The 15,855-nt window shown below is 70.4% G+C and carries 10 protein-coding genes and 1 pseudogene; 4 read left to right on the top strand and 7 right to left on the bottom strand.

Annotated features, from left to right (window positions below):
* Positions 1-5: 5 nt before the first annotated feature.
* The 5 genes from BW733_RS08450 to BW733_RS08430 form a co-directional block, all read right to left on the bottom strand.
* The gene (locus tag BW733_RS08450) at positions 6-2,636 is read right to left on the bottom strand and encodes a hypothetical protein (RefSeq protein WP_077349631.1); all 2,631 of its coding nucleotides are present in this window, start codon (positions 2,634-2,636) and stop codon (positions 6-8) included.
* Entirely contained in the window at positions 2,617-6,099 is a 3,483-nt protein-coding gene (locus BW733_RS08445) for a tubulin-like doman-containing protein (protein WP_077349630.1), read from the bottom strand. The genes BW733_RS08450 and BW733_RS08445 overlap by 20 nt, the downstream gene beginning before the upstream one ends.
* 33 nt (positions 6,100-6,132) lie before the next feature.
* The gene (locus BW733_RS08440) at positions 6,133-8,853 is read right to left on the bottom strand and encodes a vWA domain-containing protein (RefSeq protein ID WP_161490185.1); all 2,721 of its coding nucleotides are present in this window, start codon (positions 8,851-8,853) and stop codon (positions 6,133-6,135) included.
* Complete coding sequence (locus tag BW733_RS08435; RefSeq protein WP_077349626.1) at positions 8,850-9,296, bottom strand: hypothetical protein; 447 nt, start codon at positions 9,294-9,296, stop codon at positions 8,850-8,852. The genes BW733_RS08440 and BW733_RS08435 overlap by 4 nt, the downstream gene beginning before the upstream one ends.
* 75 nt (positions 9,297-9,371) lie before the next feature.
* Positions 9,372-10,490, bottom strand: a complete 1,119-nt coding sequence (locus tag BW733_RS08430; protein WP_152024632.1) for a M23 family metallopeptidase — start codon at positions 10,488-10,490, stop codon at positions 9,372-9,374.
* Positions 10,491-10,740: 250 nt separating this feature from the next.
* Here BW733_RS08430 and BW733_RS08425 point away from each other — a divergent pair, with 250 nt between their 5' ends.
* Positions 10,741-12,132: a TIGR01777 family oxidoreductase gene (locus BW733_RS08425; RefSeq protein ID WP_077349622.1), complete on the top strand. Its 1,392-nt coding sequence runs from the start codon at positions 10,741-10,743 to the stop codon at positions 12,130-12,132.
* Between the two features lie 2 nt (positions 12,133-12,134).
* On the opposite strand, the gene BW733_RS08420 is transcribed toward BW733_RS08425, so the two are convergent.
* Both BW733_RS08420 and BW733_RS08415 read right to left on the bottom strand, forming a co-directional pair.
* Positions 12,135-13,028 (bottom strand): rhomboid family intramembrane serine protease, encoded by an 894-nt coding sequence (locus BW733_RS08420; RefSeq protein ID WP_152024631.1) that lies wholly within the window; start codon positions 13,026-13,028, stop codon positions 12,135-12,137.
* A 29-nt stretch (positions 13,029-13,057) separates the two neighbouring features.
* Entirely contained in the window at positions 13,058-13,246 is a 189-nt protein-coding gene (locus tag BW733_RS08415) for a DUF6767 domain-containing protein (RefSeq protein ID WP_077349620.1), read from the bottom strand.
* A 96-nt stretch (positions 13,247-13,342) separates the two neighbouring features.
* On the opposite strand from BW733_RS08415, the gene BW733_RS08410 reads away from it, so the two are divergent.
* From BW733_RS08410 to BW733_RS19710, 3 genes and pseudogenes are all read left to right on the top strand, one after another.
* Positions 13,343-14,587 carry a YibE/F family protein gene (locus BW733_RS08410; protein WP_077349618.1) on the top strand — a complete coding sequence of 415 codons (1,245 nt, stop codon included), beginning with the start codon at positions 13,343-13,345 and terminating at the stop codon, positions 14,585-14,587.
* Positions 14,588-14,705: 118 nt separating this feature from the next.
* A pseudogene (locus BW733_RS20100) lies at positions 14,706-14,966 on the top strand (MFS transporter); the annotation flags it as partial.
* Positions 14,967-15,102: 136 nt separating this feature from the next.
* Complete coding sequence (locus BW733_RS19710; protein WP_202970320.1) at positions 15,103-15,780, top strand: MFS transporter; 678 nt, start codon at positions 15,103-15,105, stop codon at positions 15,778-15,780.
* The last annotated feature ends 75 nt before the right edge of the window (positions 15,781-15,855 follow it).

Here is a 15,855-nt window from a genome sequence, read left to right as displayed (position 1 = left end):
ATCTCCTAGATGAACGTGTCGGACGACGACTGGAGCGACTGCGGTTCCTCGGGCGGGCGCTGCGTGCCCGCGAGGTTCGCCGGGTCGTAGGCACCGCCGAGTTGGACAACGACGAGCGCGACATCCAGGCCGGTGGCGTCCTCCTGCGAGAGGGTGTGGCGCACCTGGCGGATGTCGACGACGGCGCCGGCAGCGTTGAACAGCCCGGGCTGGAAGGAGCCGAGCACCTCGGAGCGGTCGAGGCCTTCGATGAAGTCGGTGCGCGACACCTCCCTTGGGGTTCCCCTGCCGTCGCGGACGAGCACCCGGCTGAGCAGCCGGTCGCGGGCCTCCGCGTCGGTACGGGTCAGCTCGATGATCCGGTTGCCCGTGGCCTGCGGCAGCTGGCGCGTGTCGACGGACTCGGCCAGGGCCGTCGACCAGCGGGTCAGGACGGGCACGCCGTCGATGGCCGGGTCGTTGCCGAGCAGGTTCGGGTCCTGCTGCAGGTGGTGGCGCAGGTTGCCGAGGCTGGCGGGCAGGTCCGTGACGAAGGAGCGCCAGGCGTCGGAGAGCCAGCCGACGCGGAACAGCTCGCCCCGCCACCGGTTGGCCACGTCCTCGACGGCCTCCTCATCGGGAACGGCGACGCCGATCGCGAGGTTCAGCGGCATGCCCTGGCCGACGTGGAGCTGGCGCTCCGCGGAGGCGCTGGCATGTCCGAGCGGGGCGTGGATGAAGGCACCGAAAGCACGCGACCAGTCGAGGTACTGGCGGTAGGCGCGGCTGATCCGGCGCAGGTCCTCCAGGGCCTCGATCCGGTGCCGGGTGGCGTCGTCGAGCTCGGTGGTCGAGGCGCGCACCTTGTTCAGATAGGCGTAGACCTTCGCCGAGGACTTCACGTGCAGCCACGAGCCGACGCCTGCCCAGGCGCCGATGATGGCCACGATGGCGACCACGAGCCAGGGCCAGCCGAGCACCGACAGGGCCGTCAGCGCGATGAAGATGGCGATCAGGGAGACCGAGACGGCCGACATCACGCGCACGTGGCTGACCAGCTCGTCCTGCTCCTCCTGGATCGAGTCCGGGGCGGGCGGGGCGGCCGAGAGGCGTTCGGCGAGGTCGGTCAGCTCCTGCACCTCGGCGATGGTCGCGCGGTGCGCATCGCCGAGCCGGCGACCGATGTGGCCCGCATAGGAGCCGCGGACCCGGTTGGCCCACTCCCTGAGCCGGTTGCGTTCGGCACTGACGGCCTGGCCGAGGTGCGGCTGGCTCTGCGCGAGATGGTCGAGCCGCTCGAAGAGACGCCCGACGGCGATGTCGTCACCGGCCTCGATCCGCCAGTTCGGCAGGAACGCGGCGAGGCTCGGCGGCAGGGTGAAGGTGTCGGCCGGGTCGGCGGAGACACGGTCGGTGGTCGTGATGACGGCACGCTGCGAGCCTAGCGTGCGCGGCGGCAGCTCGGCGGAGCGGCTTCCCGCATCGAGCAGCGTCATCCCGCCGTCGATGAAGTCCAGCCACAGCTGCGGCTTCTGCGCGACCGGGGGCAGCTCGCCGCCCTGCGCCGCGCGCCGGATGACCGAGTCGAGGTACTGCTCGTACTCCGCCCACGTGGCAGACGACCCGTCGGCACGCACGCCGCGCACGACGACGGCGAAGCCCGAGTCGGCGCCGCCGAAGACGGCGTTCTGGACGGCGTTGGCCGTGGCCTGGGAGACGGAGCGGTTGAGCGCGTCGATCGCGTTCCTCGGAGCGCTGGCCAGCGCCTTGCCCGCGAAGGACACGAACTGCTTGATGGCCTCCAGAGCCCCCACCTTCTGCGGGGCCGGCGGAGGGGTGCGATGCCTGACCCGGGGCATCACGTCGACGTGCTTGGTGAGCAGCTGCTCGGCCATGTTCACGGCGGCGGACGCCTCGTCGTCGATCGAGAGGGCGTAACTCGCGTCGACGCGGGGCGTCGGATAGCGGTCGTGCACGGAGACGAGGCGCTGCGCGAGCGCGTCCTGCACCGAGCCGGAGGACAGCGACCGGCTGAACGCGCGCACCGGGACGATGAGGCCGCCGCTCGGCGCCTGCCGGTCGTCGAACGGGGCGTGCTCCTGGCCGGGCCACAGCCCCGTCAGCGAGCAGAGGGTGCCGGTGAGCAGCAGCAGCCAGCGCGGATCGTCCAGCGATCGGGTGAGCGGGGCGGAGCCCTGTGACGGGGCGACCGACTCCTCTGGCGAGACGGCCAGGTTGTGCCAACCGAAGATCGTCAGCGCCCTCGTCGACCAGTCGGCCCCGGGGCTGCCCGCCGACACGTTCAGCTGGACGATGGGAGCGCTCGGAACGGTCTGCCTGATCGCCTCGAGCACGGCCGCCGCCTGGCGCGGGTTGACCGCCGTCTCCTCCTCGTCGACCACGCCCACGATGGCGAGCCGGATGATCCCGACCCGGGTGTGCGCAAGGTCCTGCTGCAGCGCCGCGGTGCGGGCGGCACCCGCCTCCAGCACGGTCGACGGGATCGCGGGCTGCCCGTCGACCATCGAGTCGAGGTCGACGATGCGGCACGGGTTGACGAGCCCCTGCACCATCCAGTCGTGCAGCACCGCCTGCAACGCGACGGCGACCGGCCGTCGCGCCGCGATCACGACGACGTCAGACCCAGACCACGTCATGCTTGGCTCCCTGATCGTCGACACCGGCCGCCTTCACCAGCTGGGCGAGGCGGTCGAGGGCAGGCAGCGCGATCGGCGCCAGCTCGGAGAACAGCGACATCCGGCGCATCCCGTCGACGTCGAGCTTGAGGTGCAGAGAGCGGATCGCCGCCTCGTCCGCACGCCCGCTGGCGTCGCGGGCGCCCCACTCGCCCGCGAGCATCGCCTTGAGCCCCTCGATCCAGGCCAGCGTGGCCTCGACCCGTGCCGCCGCGGTCTCGGCCGGGGTCGCCCCCGCCGCGACGGAGGTCAGCACCTGCGAGGAGCCGTCGCCCTCGAGGGTGACTCCCCCGACGGTGAGCGGCCGGTCGTAGAACGCGGCGCGCAGCAGCTGCGTGCCGTTGATCGTCTCGTCCGGCTTCGACTGCTCGTTGGAGTCGGCACCGTCGACCAGCTGACGCAACGCCTCGTACGGCGCGAGCGGGGTCAGGTCGGGGTCGCCGACGCAGGCGACGAAGGCACGGGTGTGGCTCATCAACACGCCCGCGAGGACGTCGTGCGGGGTGCGGATCGAGGTCTCCTCAGAGCTGAGCAGCTCGCCGAAGCGGACCCAGCCGCGCGGGGTGCGGACCTCGGCGATGCCGTAGGCGTCCTGGCGCACGAGGCCGATCAGGCGGCCGAGGTACCAGCCCGCGACGATCGTCTGAGCCTCGTCCGGCGACATGGCGAGCGCCGCGTAGAGCGGGCGGGTGCGCTTCCACTGCCACAGGTCGCGCTGCGCGCTGACCGGCGACATCGCCCAGCGGGCGTTGATCGGCTCGAGCAGCGAGGTGTAACACATCGGCGAGACCTTCTGGTACGAGCCGAACACGTTGACCTTCCCCGCCGTCGACAGCGCGCCGGTGAGGGCCCGCTTGAAGTTCTCGACGGACGTCACCTCCAGCTCCGGCTTCGCGCCGAGTTGGGTTGCGACCTGCTCGGCGACCGGGTGGGTCGCCTCCAGCGGGATCTCCGAGAAGGAGTACACGTAGCGGATGTCGGTGTTGTGCAGCCGCTTGGCCATCGGGATGTCGACGCCGACAACGGGGCGCGCCTTCTCCATGGTCTCGAGCAGCTTCGCGGCGAAGCCCTCGTGACGCTGCGACCGGTCGATCGCCGTCACCGACGGGTCGTCGAGGTAGTCGGAGATGGAGGCGCCCGCGAAGGTGGCGAACACGTCACCGACGGCGGCGAGCCGCAGCGTCGAGCGGGCGAGCAGGTCGGTCGAGTTCATCAGCAGCGAGTAGACGGGCTTGGCCTCGGGCGTCGGCGTTCCGTCGTTGGCCCGGTTCGGCAGGACGCCCGGGCGCCAGTGGCTGACCTGCTGCAGCACGTCCTGGGAGACCTTCGAGCCGGTCGTCGCCCAGTGCCCCGACACGGCCTCGGCGCGGAGTTTCCCGAGCCCCTGGCCATAGTCGACCCCGCCGCCCGCGGAGGCGACGACGTCGCTGCGGAACTGCGCCGGGAAGTCGTCGGCCGTGGTCAGCAGGATCTCGTTCTCGGCGTGGTTGAAGCGCAGCGGGACACGGTCGGTCTCGTCCGGCCAGTCGGCGTAGATGGCCGAGTTGAGCTGGGCGAGGCCCGCGCCGCCGGAATCCTTCGCCCGCTCGACCTCAAGCGTGCGCAGCGCATCGTTGGCGGCCTTCTCCAAGCCGCTGAGCACGTCGGTGGCGTAGGCGCGCAGCACGCCCGCGGCGACCCGGGCGCCCTCGCGGCGCAGCACGTTCTCCATCGACGACTGCAGCGCGTGGGCGGTCAACTGCCCGAGCGGGTGCGTGATGTCGATGGTCTTCTTACCGAGCGCCTGCGCCTGCTGGCCGACCGACGCGTCGAGCGTGACCGGGTCGGCACCGTCGGCCGTCTGGCCTGCCTGGGCGAGCTGCCCGATGATCTGGTCGGCGTGCATCCGCACCCGGCTCATCAGCTCGCGTGCGTAGGGGAGGCCGAACTCGGAGGTGACGCGGAGGAACTCGTGCTTGGTCGCCGCCTCGAGCTGGTAGGCCCACTGCTCGCCCCAGGCGTAGGCCGAGTGCTGCAGCTGGTAGCGGGCCTGGTCGCGCAGCGCGCCGACCGAGGAGGCGACGGTGGAGACCCACTGCGCCGCAGGGGCCGAACCGGAGTTGCCCATCATGGCCGTCGCCGGGGCGGCCGCCTCGCGGGCCGCCGCCTCCCAGTGCGGGCGCGGGAAGGCGACCGACTGGAACCAGTCGGGCACCTGCTGGCCCGGCTGGGGAAGCCCCATCGCGTTGAGGGAGGCGCCCCACTGGTTGTCCATCAGCATGCGCAGCTGGTCGTTGCCAGGAAGCTGGCTCGACGAGTTGAGGTGCCCCTCGACGAGGTGGTCGGAGGCGTTGCGCGACAGCCGCTGGGCCGCGTAGTCGAGGTAGCGGTCGCGGCCGAGCGAGAGACTCGCGAAACCGAGCGACCCGAAGGGGAGGGCGCGACGGTCGGCGCGCCAGCCGAACTTCTGGGTCATCGAGTCGAGCGGCTGCGGGTTGCCGAGCATGAAGTCGACGTACTGGCTCGTGGCGGCCTCGGACAGCATGGTTCCCGCGAGGGCGCGGGCGATGCCGCGGTAGACGCCGTCGGCCGAGCCGTCACCGAAGTAGGCGCCGTCGCCGCCGATGCGTCGCCCGATCGGGAACACCCGGCCGAACGGAGGGTTTCCGGAGGTGAACGGGATGCCGAGGCGCTGGTAGGTCTCGCGGTCGAACGGCTCGGAGAGCCGGGTGATCGCGCCGAGAATCTCCGGGAGGGCGCCCATGGCGTTGCCCTCCACGTTGGCGCGCAGGCCAGAGGGCAGCTCGGCGAACACGTCCGCGGTGAACAGGAACGCGCCGATGTTCTGCGGCTTCACGCCGGGCAGCGAACCGAGCACGCGGCACACGTCGAGGAACATCGAGGCGCCGGAGCCGCCCGCCATCGAGCCGAGCACGATCGGGATGATGACGTTGCTGGTCTGCTCCTTGCGCGGGATCGCGCCCCAGGCGTTCGGCGCGACCGCCCTGGCCTGCGCCGTGACCATCGTCTCGTGCAGGGTGCCGAGCCGCGGCAGCGTCAGCATGCGGCCGACGGCGCGGTACTGGCCTGCGCCGTTGTTGACGGGGATGCCGTTGGCCGTCTCCCTGTCACGCGGGGCCCAGCCCATCAGCGGCGCGAAGTTGTTGCCCTTCGCACCGAGCTGCGCCTCCACGGCGTTCGCGGTGGCGAGGTAGGTGTTCGTCGGCGAGGAGAACGACACGTACTGGCCGCCGAGGTCGCGGATGCTGCCGAGCGGGGCGGGGCCCTTGTCCGGGTCGACGGGGACGTCGATGTGGACGAACTGCCACGCGTCGGGCAGCTCGCTGATGCCGCGGGCGCGCAGGTCGGCGCGCAGCTGGTCGATCAGGAGCCGGACGGTGCGGCCACCGGAGCCACCGCAGCCAACGATCAGGAACCTACGCACTGAAAATCTCCTCGTTACCTTGTCTGATGTGGGCTACCACGAGCTGGGGCCGCTGGAGGGACGCTGTCCTCCTGGTGGGTTGGCCCACGGGTCGTTCTGGGGTGGGTTCTGGAACTGTCCCGACGGAGGGCCCGACGGGGGCTGCTGCGGGTTGGCGGGCCTCGCGGGCGGTGCCTGTCGGTTTCCGCCGGGGTTGGCCCACGGATCCGGCGCCGACGCACCCGAGGCCTGCGGTGTCGACCAGGGGTCGTTGCCTGGGCCCGAGCTCTCGGGCGGCATGCCCTCGCGCAGCTTTGCGACCGCGGTGCGGAGATTGGCGCGGACGTCTTCCAGCAGTTCCGCGAAGCCGGGGGCGCCTGGGGCGGTGAACACCGTCACCTCGACGGGTCCGCTGACCGGACGCTGCGGGTCGAGCGCGACCATCCAGTTGCCCTGGACCGCGAGCGGAAGCTTCGCGTTTCCTCCGACCGACTGCAGCGACGTCTTGCCCCCAGCCGATGCGCCGGGCGTCTCGACCACGACGTAGCCCGGCTCGGTGATGGCGGCGCCCATCTTCGCCTTCAACGTCTTACCCGCCACGTTGACCTCGCGGCGGTTGGTGGTGAGGTGGGCCACCTGGAGGTTCGCCACGCTCAACGGCACACCGTTGTCGGTGAAGGAGTGGGCGTCGTCGACGGGGCCGGAGGTGCTACCCGCGAGCACCGCGTTGCCGGGGATCTTCGCGGTCAGGAACTTGACCAGGTAGAGGATGCCGACGGGGATCGCGATGCCGAGCAGCGTGACCCCGATCAGGGTGGTCCACAGGATGGGCTGCGAGGCCGGGCGCGACTGGGAGAGATCGAAGGCCAACTCGGCGGCGACCGGTTCGGCGGTGGAATCCTTCGCCGCGAGCATCACCTGGGTGGTGCCGGTGAAGGACCCGTTGCCCAGGCCGCCGGGGTCGAGAGTCAGCTCTAGATCTCCGGAGGCGCAGTTGTCCTGGCCGGTGGCAGGCGAGGTGAGCGTCGCGCCGTCGAGGCCGTCGGGGTAGCCGGTGAAGCGCGTCTCTCCTGCGAGCCAGGCGCAGCCCTCACCGTCGAGGGGGACCTTGACGGTGACCGGGTCCTCCTTCTCGGTGTGGCCGAAGCTGATCCGGTCGGGGATCGACGGGAAGTCGGCAGGCGGGGCGATGGTCAGCGGGATCGACGCGTGCCGCGGCTCGAGCCGGGTGCCGGGAATCGTCTCGGTGCCCTGCTGCCACGACTGGGTGGTGACGTCGAGGGTCAGCACCAGTTCGGCGATGCCAGGGTTGATCCCGTCGAGGTCGAGCTGCACCGGCTGCTCGATGTCGGCCTTCGCGAGGCCCGAGGCGAGATCGGTCGTCTCTCCCCCGCTGATCAGCTTCACCGAGAGGGTGGTCTCCGGGGAGAGGGTCTCGGGGTCGATCCGTTCGCCGTTGCGGTCGACGGCGCCGAGCCGCAGGTCGACCGGATCCTCGCCGACGCGCAGGTCGAGTTCGTCGCGGTTGACCAGCGTCGGGGAGATGTCGCCCTTGAGGGTGATCGACGACTTGGCGAGCTCCTCGCTCTGCTCCTCGGCCACGAACACGATGCCCCACGGGCCTGCCCAGTTCTCCTGGCTCTCGCGGGTCAGGTCGAAGGTGAGCACCCGCGGGGTCACCCACTCCCAGGTCAGCTTGGAGCCGCCCAGGTCCTGGTCGCCGTTGCCCTGGGTCAGCTCGATGCTCTCGCCGGTGCGGGTCTTCAGGTAGATCCGGGTGCCGTCGAGGGGCGCCTTCGCGGTGGCGTTGACCGCGCCGATCGAGCCGTCAAGCACGAAGGTGCGGGTGCCCTCGGGGCACTCGGCGTCCACGCAGGTCGGGGTCTCGTCGCCGTTGCCGTCCGGTTCGAGCGCGGTGACGAAGTTGTAGATCAGGTCGTCGACGTCGGTGGCCATGATGAACTCGCCGGGCTTCGGCTCGGTGAGCTCGCCGCAGGCGGTTCCCTCTCCGGTGCTGACGCCCTTCATCAGGTCGAAGCTCTCCGGCGGCGCATCGACCGCGAGCCCGATGCCGATGGTGATGATGTCGAGCGAGCGCAGCTGATCGGCGAGCCCGCCGGGGCGGCACAGGTCGTTACGGCCCGCCTCCACGGCGGCGGTGACGTCGGCCTCGGTGCGCAACTGATTCTCTGGCACCCACGGCTTCAGGCCGCCCCACTTCTGCACCTCGGCGTCGTTGGCCCTCTGGTTGAGGGCGAACTCGCCGTCGGAGAACCACATCAGCAGGTTGCAGGGGGTGGTCTGCTCCTGGTTGCGGGAGGAGAACTCCTTGCGGGCGCCGTCCATGGCCGACCAGTAGTCGGTGTCGACGCCGTCGATCTTCGACGCGTACCGGGCGAGGTCGGCGTTGATCGTTCCCGTCGTCTCCGGGTTGAGCGGGGTCCAGTCGAGGGTGCGGGAGTAGCTGGTGCCGAAGCCTGCGACCGCCAGGTCGACCTGGGCCCCCTGGACGGCGGTCAGCGACTCGGCGAGCCGGTCGACGGTGGCCTTCGCGGCCTTGACCCGTCCGCCGTCGCGATCGGTGTTGTAGAGCGAGCCGGAGGTGTCGAAGAGCATCAGGACGTTGCCCTGGCCGCCACCGTTGACGCACGAGGCGAAGCGCTCGACCGGGGCGAGGTCGGGGTCCTGGGCCTCTGCGGTGGGTGCGATGAAGCCGGAGAGCCCGGCGACCACGCCCGCGACGGCGGCACCGAGCGCCGCCTTCCAGCCCCTCATCGCCACATCCCGCGGGCGACGTCGTTCGCGATGAACCAGGCGCACAGTGCGACGGCGACCAGCGCGGCGATGATCAGGATCCGGCGGCCCCATTCGGCGAGGTCGGATGGCGCGTACCAGCCCGACTCGCGGCGCTTTGCGTCCGCGGTGACGAACATGGCCATCGCCCCGATCGCGAGGGGGCCGGCGAGCACCCAGCCGATCAGCCCGGTCGTCGCGGTCTGGCCGATCAGCGCGACGATGAAGGCGGCGACGATCAGCACGAGGCCGATCCCGAGCCACAGCATCGGCGGCTTGTTCGGGGTGACGATCTCGATCTGGCCTCCGCCGCCGAAGCCGTCGCTGACCTGCCGCTCGTCATAGCGGGTGGGGGGATTCGACCAGCCGTCGGGCGGTGCGCCTTGGCCGGAGGAGGCCCCCTGTCCTGGCTGGGCCCAATTCATGGCTTCAAATGTAGCCGCTCGGGTGTTCAGGGCAGGCGGGTCCAGCAGGTCCCAGGGTTGACTCCGGGTCGGGTACTACTTCGTGAAGCGGACGATGTTGTTGAACATCCAGTCGTTCGTGGTGACGAAGTCATAGCCGCCGCTCGGGCGTGCCTTCGCGCTGATGGAGGTGGCCCAGGTGTAGCTGCGGCAGCCGTTGCTCCCGGTGGCGGCGGTGTCGCACTCGGTGCGCCACTTGCGGCCGTCCTCGGCCGTCCACTCGCCGGTGGCGCCGAGCGGGTTGCCCTTCCACATCTCGCGCGGGGACTCGACGTAGGTCAGGTTGTTGAAGACCCATCCCTCGGAGCGCTCATGGCTGCCGCCATCGGTCTTGACGGTCGTCGCCCAGATCTCGGTGCGGCACCGCTTGGTCGCGGAGTAGGGCTCGCACGTGGTCCGCCAGGCGCGGCCACCGACGGAATGCTGGCCCTCGGTGACGTAGAGGGCGGCGGCGTCGATCGTGTCGGTCGCGGAGATCTCGGGGCGCTGCTCGTCGCGGGAGACCTCGGTGTTGCCTGCTCCGGCGGCCGAGAGGTCGGCGGGATGGAGCAGGGTGTTGGTCACCTTCGGCACCGCGTAGCAGGAGCGTCGGGCGTCGGCCACGACGGCGCCGTCGGAGTCGCGGGTCCAGTAGCCGCAGTAGGAGCCGCCGGTGCTGTGGATGGTGTAGCCGCCGAGGGAGAGCCCGTCGATGGGCATCTCCTTGCCGCTCTTCAGGAGGGTGAAGTGGACGTGGCGGAAGCTGCCGCGGCCGCAGGTCTCGGATCCGGGCATGCCGGTCATGCCGAGCTTGGTGCCTGCGCTGATCTTCTGGCCGACCTTGACGGCGGCCACGTTCTTCAGGTGGAAGTACTTCGTCTGCCAGCCGTCGTCGTGGGTCACGATGACCTGGCAGCCGGCCTTGACCTCGCTCACCACACCGTCGGCGGCCGCGACGACCGGGACCGAGACTCCGCCCGAGGCGCCGAGATCGACCGAGCTGCGCACGCCCGAGCTGAAGGTGTGGGTGCCGCCGGCCTGGACCGTCAGGCCCCATCCGACGGGCAGCGCCATCGGAAAGTCGGGCAACTCGGCCGCGTCAGCGGTGGGCGAACCGACGACGTTGACTGCGCCGATCAGGAGCGCGGCGAACACCGCGCCAAGAGCCTTCTTCACGTTCGTCTTCCCCTCGAGCGTTTTGCCAGCCTGGCCATGCAAAGGTAAACGAATCCTGAGGACATTCCTAACATCTCCTGAAGATCTCTCAGTCGCTGGTTGAGAGTTCGACGGGTGTAGTTTCCCGTCCCCGCTGGTCAGAGCACCGTCGAAGGGTCGAGCCCTCGTGCAGAAAGAATCTGCGCCCGCAGTTGCCCACCTGCCCTCCTTGCCGCGCGCTACGCTCGACAGACCGGCCGGAGGAGCAAGGATGCCAAGGTTCACCCACACGTCCACCTACCCACTTCCGCGCGAGGTCGTCTTCGACTGGCACACGCGACCGGGCGGCTTCGTCCGCCTGACCCCTCCCGGGATGGCGACGATCGTGAGCGGCCCGACCGACGGCATCAATCCCGGCTCCGAGCTCGAGTTGCGCATCTCCTCCCCCATCGTCGCCGGCCTCCTTCCCGGCCCGGGAGGAAAGCCGCTCGGCGTCGCGTGGCGGGTCCGCCACGTCGCGCTGATCCCTGGGGTCGAGTTCGTCGACGAACAGGTCTCCGGGCCGTTCCTCTCCTGGCGCCACGAGCACCACTTCGCCGACGGTCCGGACGGCTCGACGGTGCTCACCGACACCGTGACCTGGAACCTCCCGCGCGCCGTGCCGACCCGCCTGGTCGAGTCGAAGCTTCGGGCACTGTTCCGTTTCCGCGAGCAGCAGCTGCGCGACGATCTCGAGCTGCTGCACCGGCTCGACGCCGCCCCCACGACCGTGCTGATGGCCGGGGCCTCAGGGATGATCGGCCGACAGCTCGCCGCCCTGTTCACCACGGCCGGACACCGGGTGGTGCGGCTGGTCAGGTCTGAGCCACACGGTCAAGACGAGCTCCGCTGGGACCCGCGGTCGCTGCACGTGCCCTCCCGCGCTTTCGACCACGCCTCCGTCGTGGTCAACCTGTCAGGCGAGACGATCGGCGGGCGGTTCACCGAAGCCCGCAAGGCCGAGATCCTCAGCTCACGGGTCGACGCCACCACCACCCTCGCCGAGGGCATCGCCCGGCATGCGCCGGACGCGACGCTCGTCCAAGCCTCGGCCGTCGGCTACTACGGCGCCCGCCGTCCCGGCGAACTCCTCGATGAGGCCTCCACCCGCGGCACGGGTTTCCTGGCCGACGTGGTCGAGGCATGGGAGCGCGCCGCCGCCCCTGCCAACCGCGTGGGAGCGAGGACGGCGTTCCTGCGCACAGGGATCGTGTTGAGCGCAGGCGGCGGGGCGCTCCTGCCGCAACTACCGCTGTACCTCGTCGGCGCTGGCGGTCGGATGACCTCGGCCGACAAGTGGCTGAGCTGGATCACCCTCGACGACCTTGTGCGCGCCTACGTCCACACCGCCTTCAGACCGGCCCTGGGTGGCCCGATCCCCGCCGTCGCTCCCAACCCCGTAACGCAGGGGGAGTTCGCCTCCACGCTCGGCTCGGTGCTGCACCGTCCGGCGGTGCTGCCAACGCCGTCCTTCGGACCGAAGCTGCTGCTCGGCTCGGAGGGCTACGACCAGCTGATCGACACCGACCAGAGGGTCAGCGCCGCGAAGCTGATCGGCTCCGAATTCCGGTTCGGGCAGACGACGCTGACCGACGGGCTGCGCCACGTCCTCCAGAAGGGGTGAGGTCAGAAGGTCAACGCCCGCACCACGATCGCTGCGATGCCCAGCAGCGCGATCAGGGCGACAAGCGGCCACTGCAGGTTGCGCCTGTCCTTCGGGAGGAAGACGATCACCGCGGTCGCCGCGGCGCCCGCGACGAACCCGCCGAGGTGGCCCTGCCAGGAGATGTTGGCGACAGAGAACGAGAACACGACGTTGATCGCAAGCCAGATCAGGATGTTGCGCACGTCTCCCTTGTGCCGGATGGCGAGCAGGAGCAGCGCGCCGAGCAGGCCGTAGATCGCGCCGGAGGCACCGACGACGGGGACGTAACTGTCGCTCAGCCACATGACGGCAGCGGAGCCGCCGATCATGGCCGTGAAGTAGATCGCCAGGAACCGGGCGCGGCCGAGGATCGCCTCGAGATTGCCGCCCAGCATCCAGATCACCAGCATGTTGAACAGCAGGTGCAACACGTCGATGTGGGTGAACCCGGACGTGATCACCTGCCAGAAGGATCCGGTGCCTACGCCGTCGGCCCACTGGAAGTTGGCGCTCATGCACTGGGCCCGGTCGAGCATGTAGTACCCGTCAGGCCCCTGGCAGGACGCGTAGGGGGACATCGCGAGGTAGTCGACGAGGCGGCTGTTATGCCCGCCGGTCAGCAGTACGGCGACCCACACGATCAGGTTGATCGCGATCAGCACGATCGACGTCGTGCGCGGGTTGGCGGTGCGGGTGCCGCCGTACGGGAGTTCACGCTGCCGCGTCTCCTTCATGCCCCGGCTGACGCACTCCGGGCACTGGAAACCGACGGAGCCGGGCACCATGCACTGCGGGCAGATCGGACGGTCGCAGCGTTGGCACGTGATCCGGGTCGGCTGGTTCGGGTGGCGGTAACAGGTTGGCGCGTCGTCCATGGGTGGAGGATACCGGGAGCGGGAAGGGCTCAGCGACGCCGGGACGCCGCCCAGGCCTCGCGGGCCTCCGGGTCGTCCATGATCAGGTAGACAAGACCGCAGTCCTGCGGCCCGGTGACGCTCGCCTGGCACAGCGTGCACGGCTCACCCGGGCGGAGTGGGCACTTCGGGTCCGGCTTGCGGCGCGTGTCCTTGCGGGGAGTCGTCGTCGTAGTCATGTCGGGTTCGACTCTACCCCTACGCGATGTAGTACCCAATTGACGATGCGTGGCGCCGAGGCGGGGATCGGCGGGTGTCGGCGGTAGGTTGACCTCATGGGTCACGGACATTCGCACGGCAGCCACGGGGTGGTCGAGATCGGGCAGCGCGCCCGCACCTACCTGCTCGGGCTGCTCGCGCTGTTCGGCGTGCTCGCCGTCGCGGGCCTGATCTGGCTGTGGCCCTCGGCCGCCGAGATGGACGGCGCCCTGACCAAGATCACCGAGGCCCCCGGGGTCACCTACGAGGACGCGACGATCGCGACTCTCGTGGACGGGTGCGAGTCGACCATCGAGACGCCGTCGGGCAAGGCCGCCTGCATCACCGTCACCTTCGACGTCACCTCCGGCCTCGACGAGGGGCAGCAGGCGACCATGGAACTCACCGGCGCCAACGTGCACAGCGGCCTGCGCGTCGGCGACGACATCGAGGTGGTGCGCGTCGACACCGGAGACGGCATCCACTACTCGTTCAACGGCGTCAACCGGCTGCCCGTGCTGATCACGCTCGCCGTGCTCTTCGTCGTCGCGGTGCTCGCCGTCGCGCGGCTGCGTGGGCTGATGGCGCTGGTCGGCCTCGGCGTCGCGGCCTGGATCCTGCTCGGCTTCATGCTGCCGGCGATCATCGCGGGCAAGCCTGGCATGGCGGTGGCGCTTGCCGGGTCGACGGCGATCATGTTCATCGTCCTCTACGTCGCGCACGGGGTGTCGATCCGCACCTCGGCTGCGCTAGCCGGGACGCTGCTCGGGCTCGCGGTGACCACCGCGCTCGGCGCGGTCGCCGTCCAGGCGGCGAGGCTGTCCGGGTTCGCCGACGAGAACGAGTACGACCTCGCCCAACTCGCCCCCGCGATCAACTTCCAGGATCTGCTGATGGTCGGCATCATCATCGGCGGCCTCGGCGTGCTCAACGACGTCACCATCACACAGGCCTCCGCCGTCTGGGAGCTGAGGGCGGCGGCACCCCAGTGGACGAGGATGAAGGTCTTCGCCGCCGGGATGCGGATCGGGCGCGACCACATCGCGTCGACCATCTACACCATCGTCTTCGCCTACGCAGGCTCGGCACTCACCGTGCTGCTGATGCTGTACTTCATCTCCCGTGAACCGTCGTCCCTCTTCACCATGGAGATGTTCGCCGGTGAGGGGGTGCGCACCTTCGCCTCGGCGATCGGCCTGATCCTCTCGGTGCCGATCACGACCGGTATCGCCGCGATGACAGTCGGCCCCGCGAAGGTGCTGGCCGAAGGCCCGCGGCACGGGGACGACCCCGAGCCCGCGCCCGAGCCGACCGAGGCATGAGCCCGGCCGAGACCGACCCGCGCGGCTCGCAGGGATCCGCCGTCGCACGCTGCTGATCCTCTCGCTCGGCCAGATCCTCGGCGGCATCGCGTTCGGCGCGACGATCTCACTCGGAGCGGTGCTCGCGGGCGAGGTCTCCGGCCGCGACGACCTCACCGGCCTCGCCACGGCGGCCGTGACGTTGGGCGCGGCGGCCTTCGCGGTGCCGCTTGCCCGGCTCGCCCAGGCATGCGGACGACGGCCCGCCCTCGCCACCGGCATGCTGATCGCGCTGGTCGGGGTCGCGCTGGTGGTCGCGGCCCGTCACTTCGACATCTTCGCGCTGCTCCTGACGGCGTTCGTGCTGATCGGCGCCGGGCAGGCGGCCAACCTCCAGTCGCGGTTCGCCGCCGCCGACCTCGCAACGGACGACACCCGCGGACGCGACCTGTCGCTCGTGGTTGGGCGACCACGATCGGCGCGGTGCTCGGCCCAATCTGGTCGGCCCCGGCGAGGCGCTCGGCAGGCTGGTCGGCATGCCGAGCCTGACGGGGCCCTATCTGTTCACCGTCGTGGCCCAGCTGGCAGGCATGGCGATGTACCTGATCTGGCTGCGCCCCGATCCGTTGCTGCTCGCCCAGCACCTCACCGCCACCAAGCCGTCGGCCCCCGGCGTCCGACCGGCCGAGGACCGACCCGTCCGGGCCCGGTTCGCGGTGCTGGCGATCGCCGCGACGCACGCCGTGATGGTCTCGGTGATGGCGATGACACCCGTGCACCTGATGCACCACGGCGCCGAGCTGAAGGTGGTGGGGCTGACCATCAGCCTGCACATCTCGGGCATGTACGCCCTCTCCCCGGTGTTCGGGGCGCTTTCGGACCGGCTCGGCCGGGTGCAGACGGTGCTGCTCGGCCAGGCGATTCTCGTGGCGTCGCTCGCGCTCGCCGTGGTCGGGCAGTCGTCGGTGCTGCTGGTCGGCGCCTCGCTGATCCTGCTCGGCCTCGGCTGGAGCGCCTCGACGGTGGCGGGCGCCGCCCTGCTGACAGAGTCGTCGGCCCCTTCGCTGCGGACCCAGCGCCAGGGCCGCAGCGACCTGACGATGAACCTCGTGGGAGCAACCGTGGCGACCGAATCCAGCGGCCCTTCGGGGAGTTGTGTCATGGCCCACGTGGCAACTAGCAGAGCCCCGGGGAAGCCTGCCGTCTCACCGTAGGTGCTCCAGCGATGGGCGGTGGGGGAGAGGGTGGACATTGGGGCCTCCTGTGATGCGGTGTCTCTGCATCGCAGG

Source organism: Tessaracoccus flavescens (genome assembly GCF_001998865.1).
GTDB classification, from domain to species: Bacteria; Actinomycetota; Actinomycetes; order Propionibacteriales; family Propionibacteriaceae; genus Arachnia; species Arachnia flavescens.
The sequence above is the reverse complement of the archived record's forward strand: the minus strand, read 5'-3'. Positions and strand labels throughout refer to the sequence as shown.

Coding starts and splice junctions, on each gene's coding strand:
- BW733_RS08450 (WP_077349631.1), bottom strand. CDS start 2,636: ATGACGTGGTCTGGGTCTGACGTCGTCGTGATCGCGGCGCGACGGCCG.
- BW733_RS08440 (WP_161490185.1), bottom strand. CDS start 8,853: ATGAGGGGCTGGAAGGCGGCGCTCGGTGCCGCCGTCGCGGGCGTGGTC.
- BW733_RS08435 (WP_077349626.1), bottom strand. CDS start 9,296: ATGAATTGGGCCCAGCCAGGACAGGGGGCCTCCTCCGGCCAAGGCGCA.
- BW733_RS08425 (WP_077349622.1), top strand. CDS start 10,741: ATGCCAAGGTTCACCCACACGTCCACCTACCCACTTCCGCGCGAGGTC.
- BW733_RS08420 (WP_152024631.1), bottom strand. CDS start 13,028: ATGGACGACGCGCCAACCTGTTACCGCCACCCGAACCAGCCGACCCGG.
- BW733_RS08415 (WP_077349620.1), bottom strand. CDS start 13,246: ATGACTACGACGACGACTCCCCGCAAGGACACGCGCCGCAAGCCGGAC.
- BW733_RS08410 (WP_077349618.1), top strand. CDS start 13,343: ATGGGTCACGGACATTCGCACGGCAGCCACGGGGTGGTCGAGATCGGG.
- BW733_RS19710 (WP_202970320.1), top strand. CDS start 15,103: ATGCCGAGCCTGACGGGGCCCTATCTGTTCACCGTCGTGGCCCAGCTG.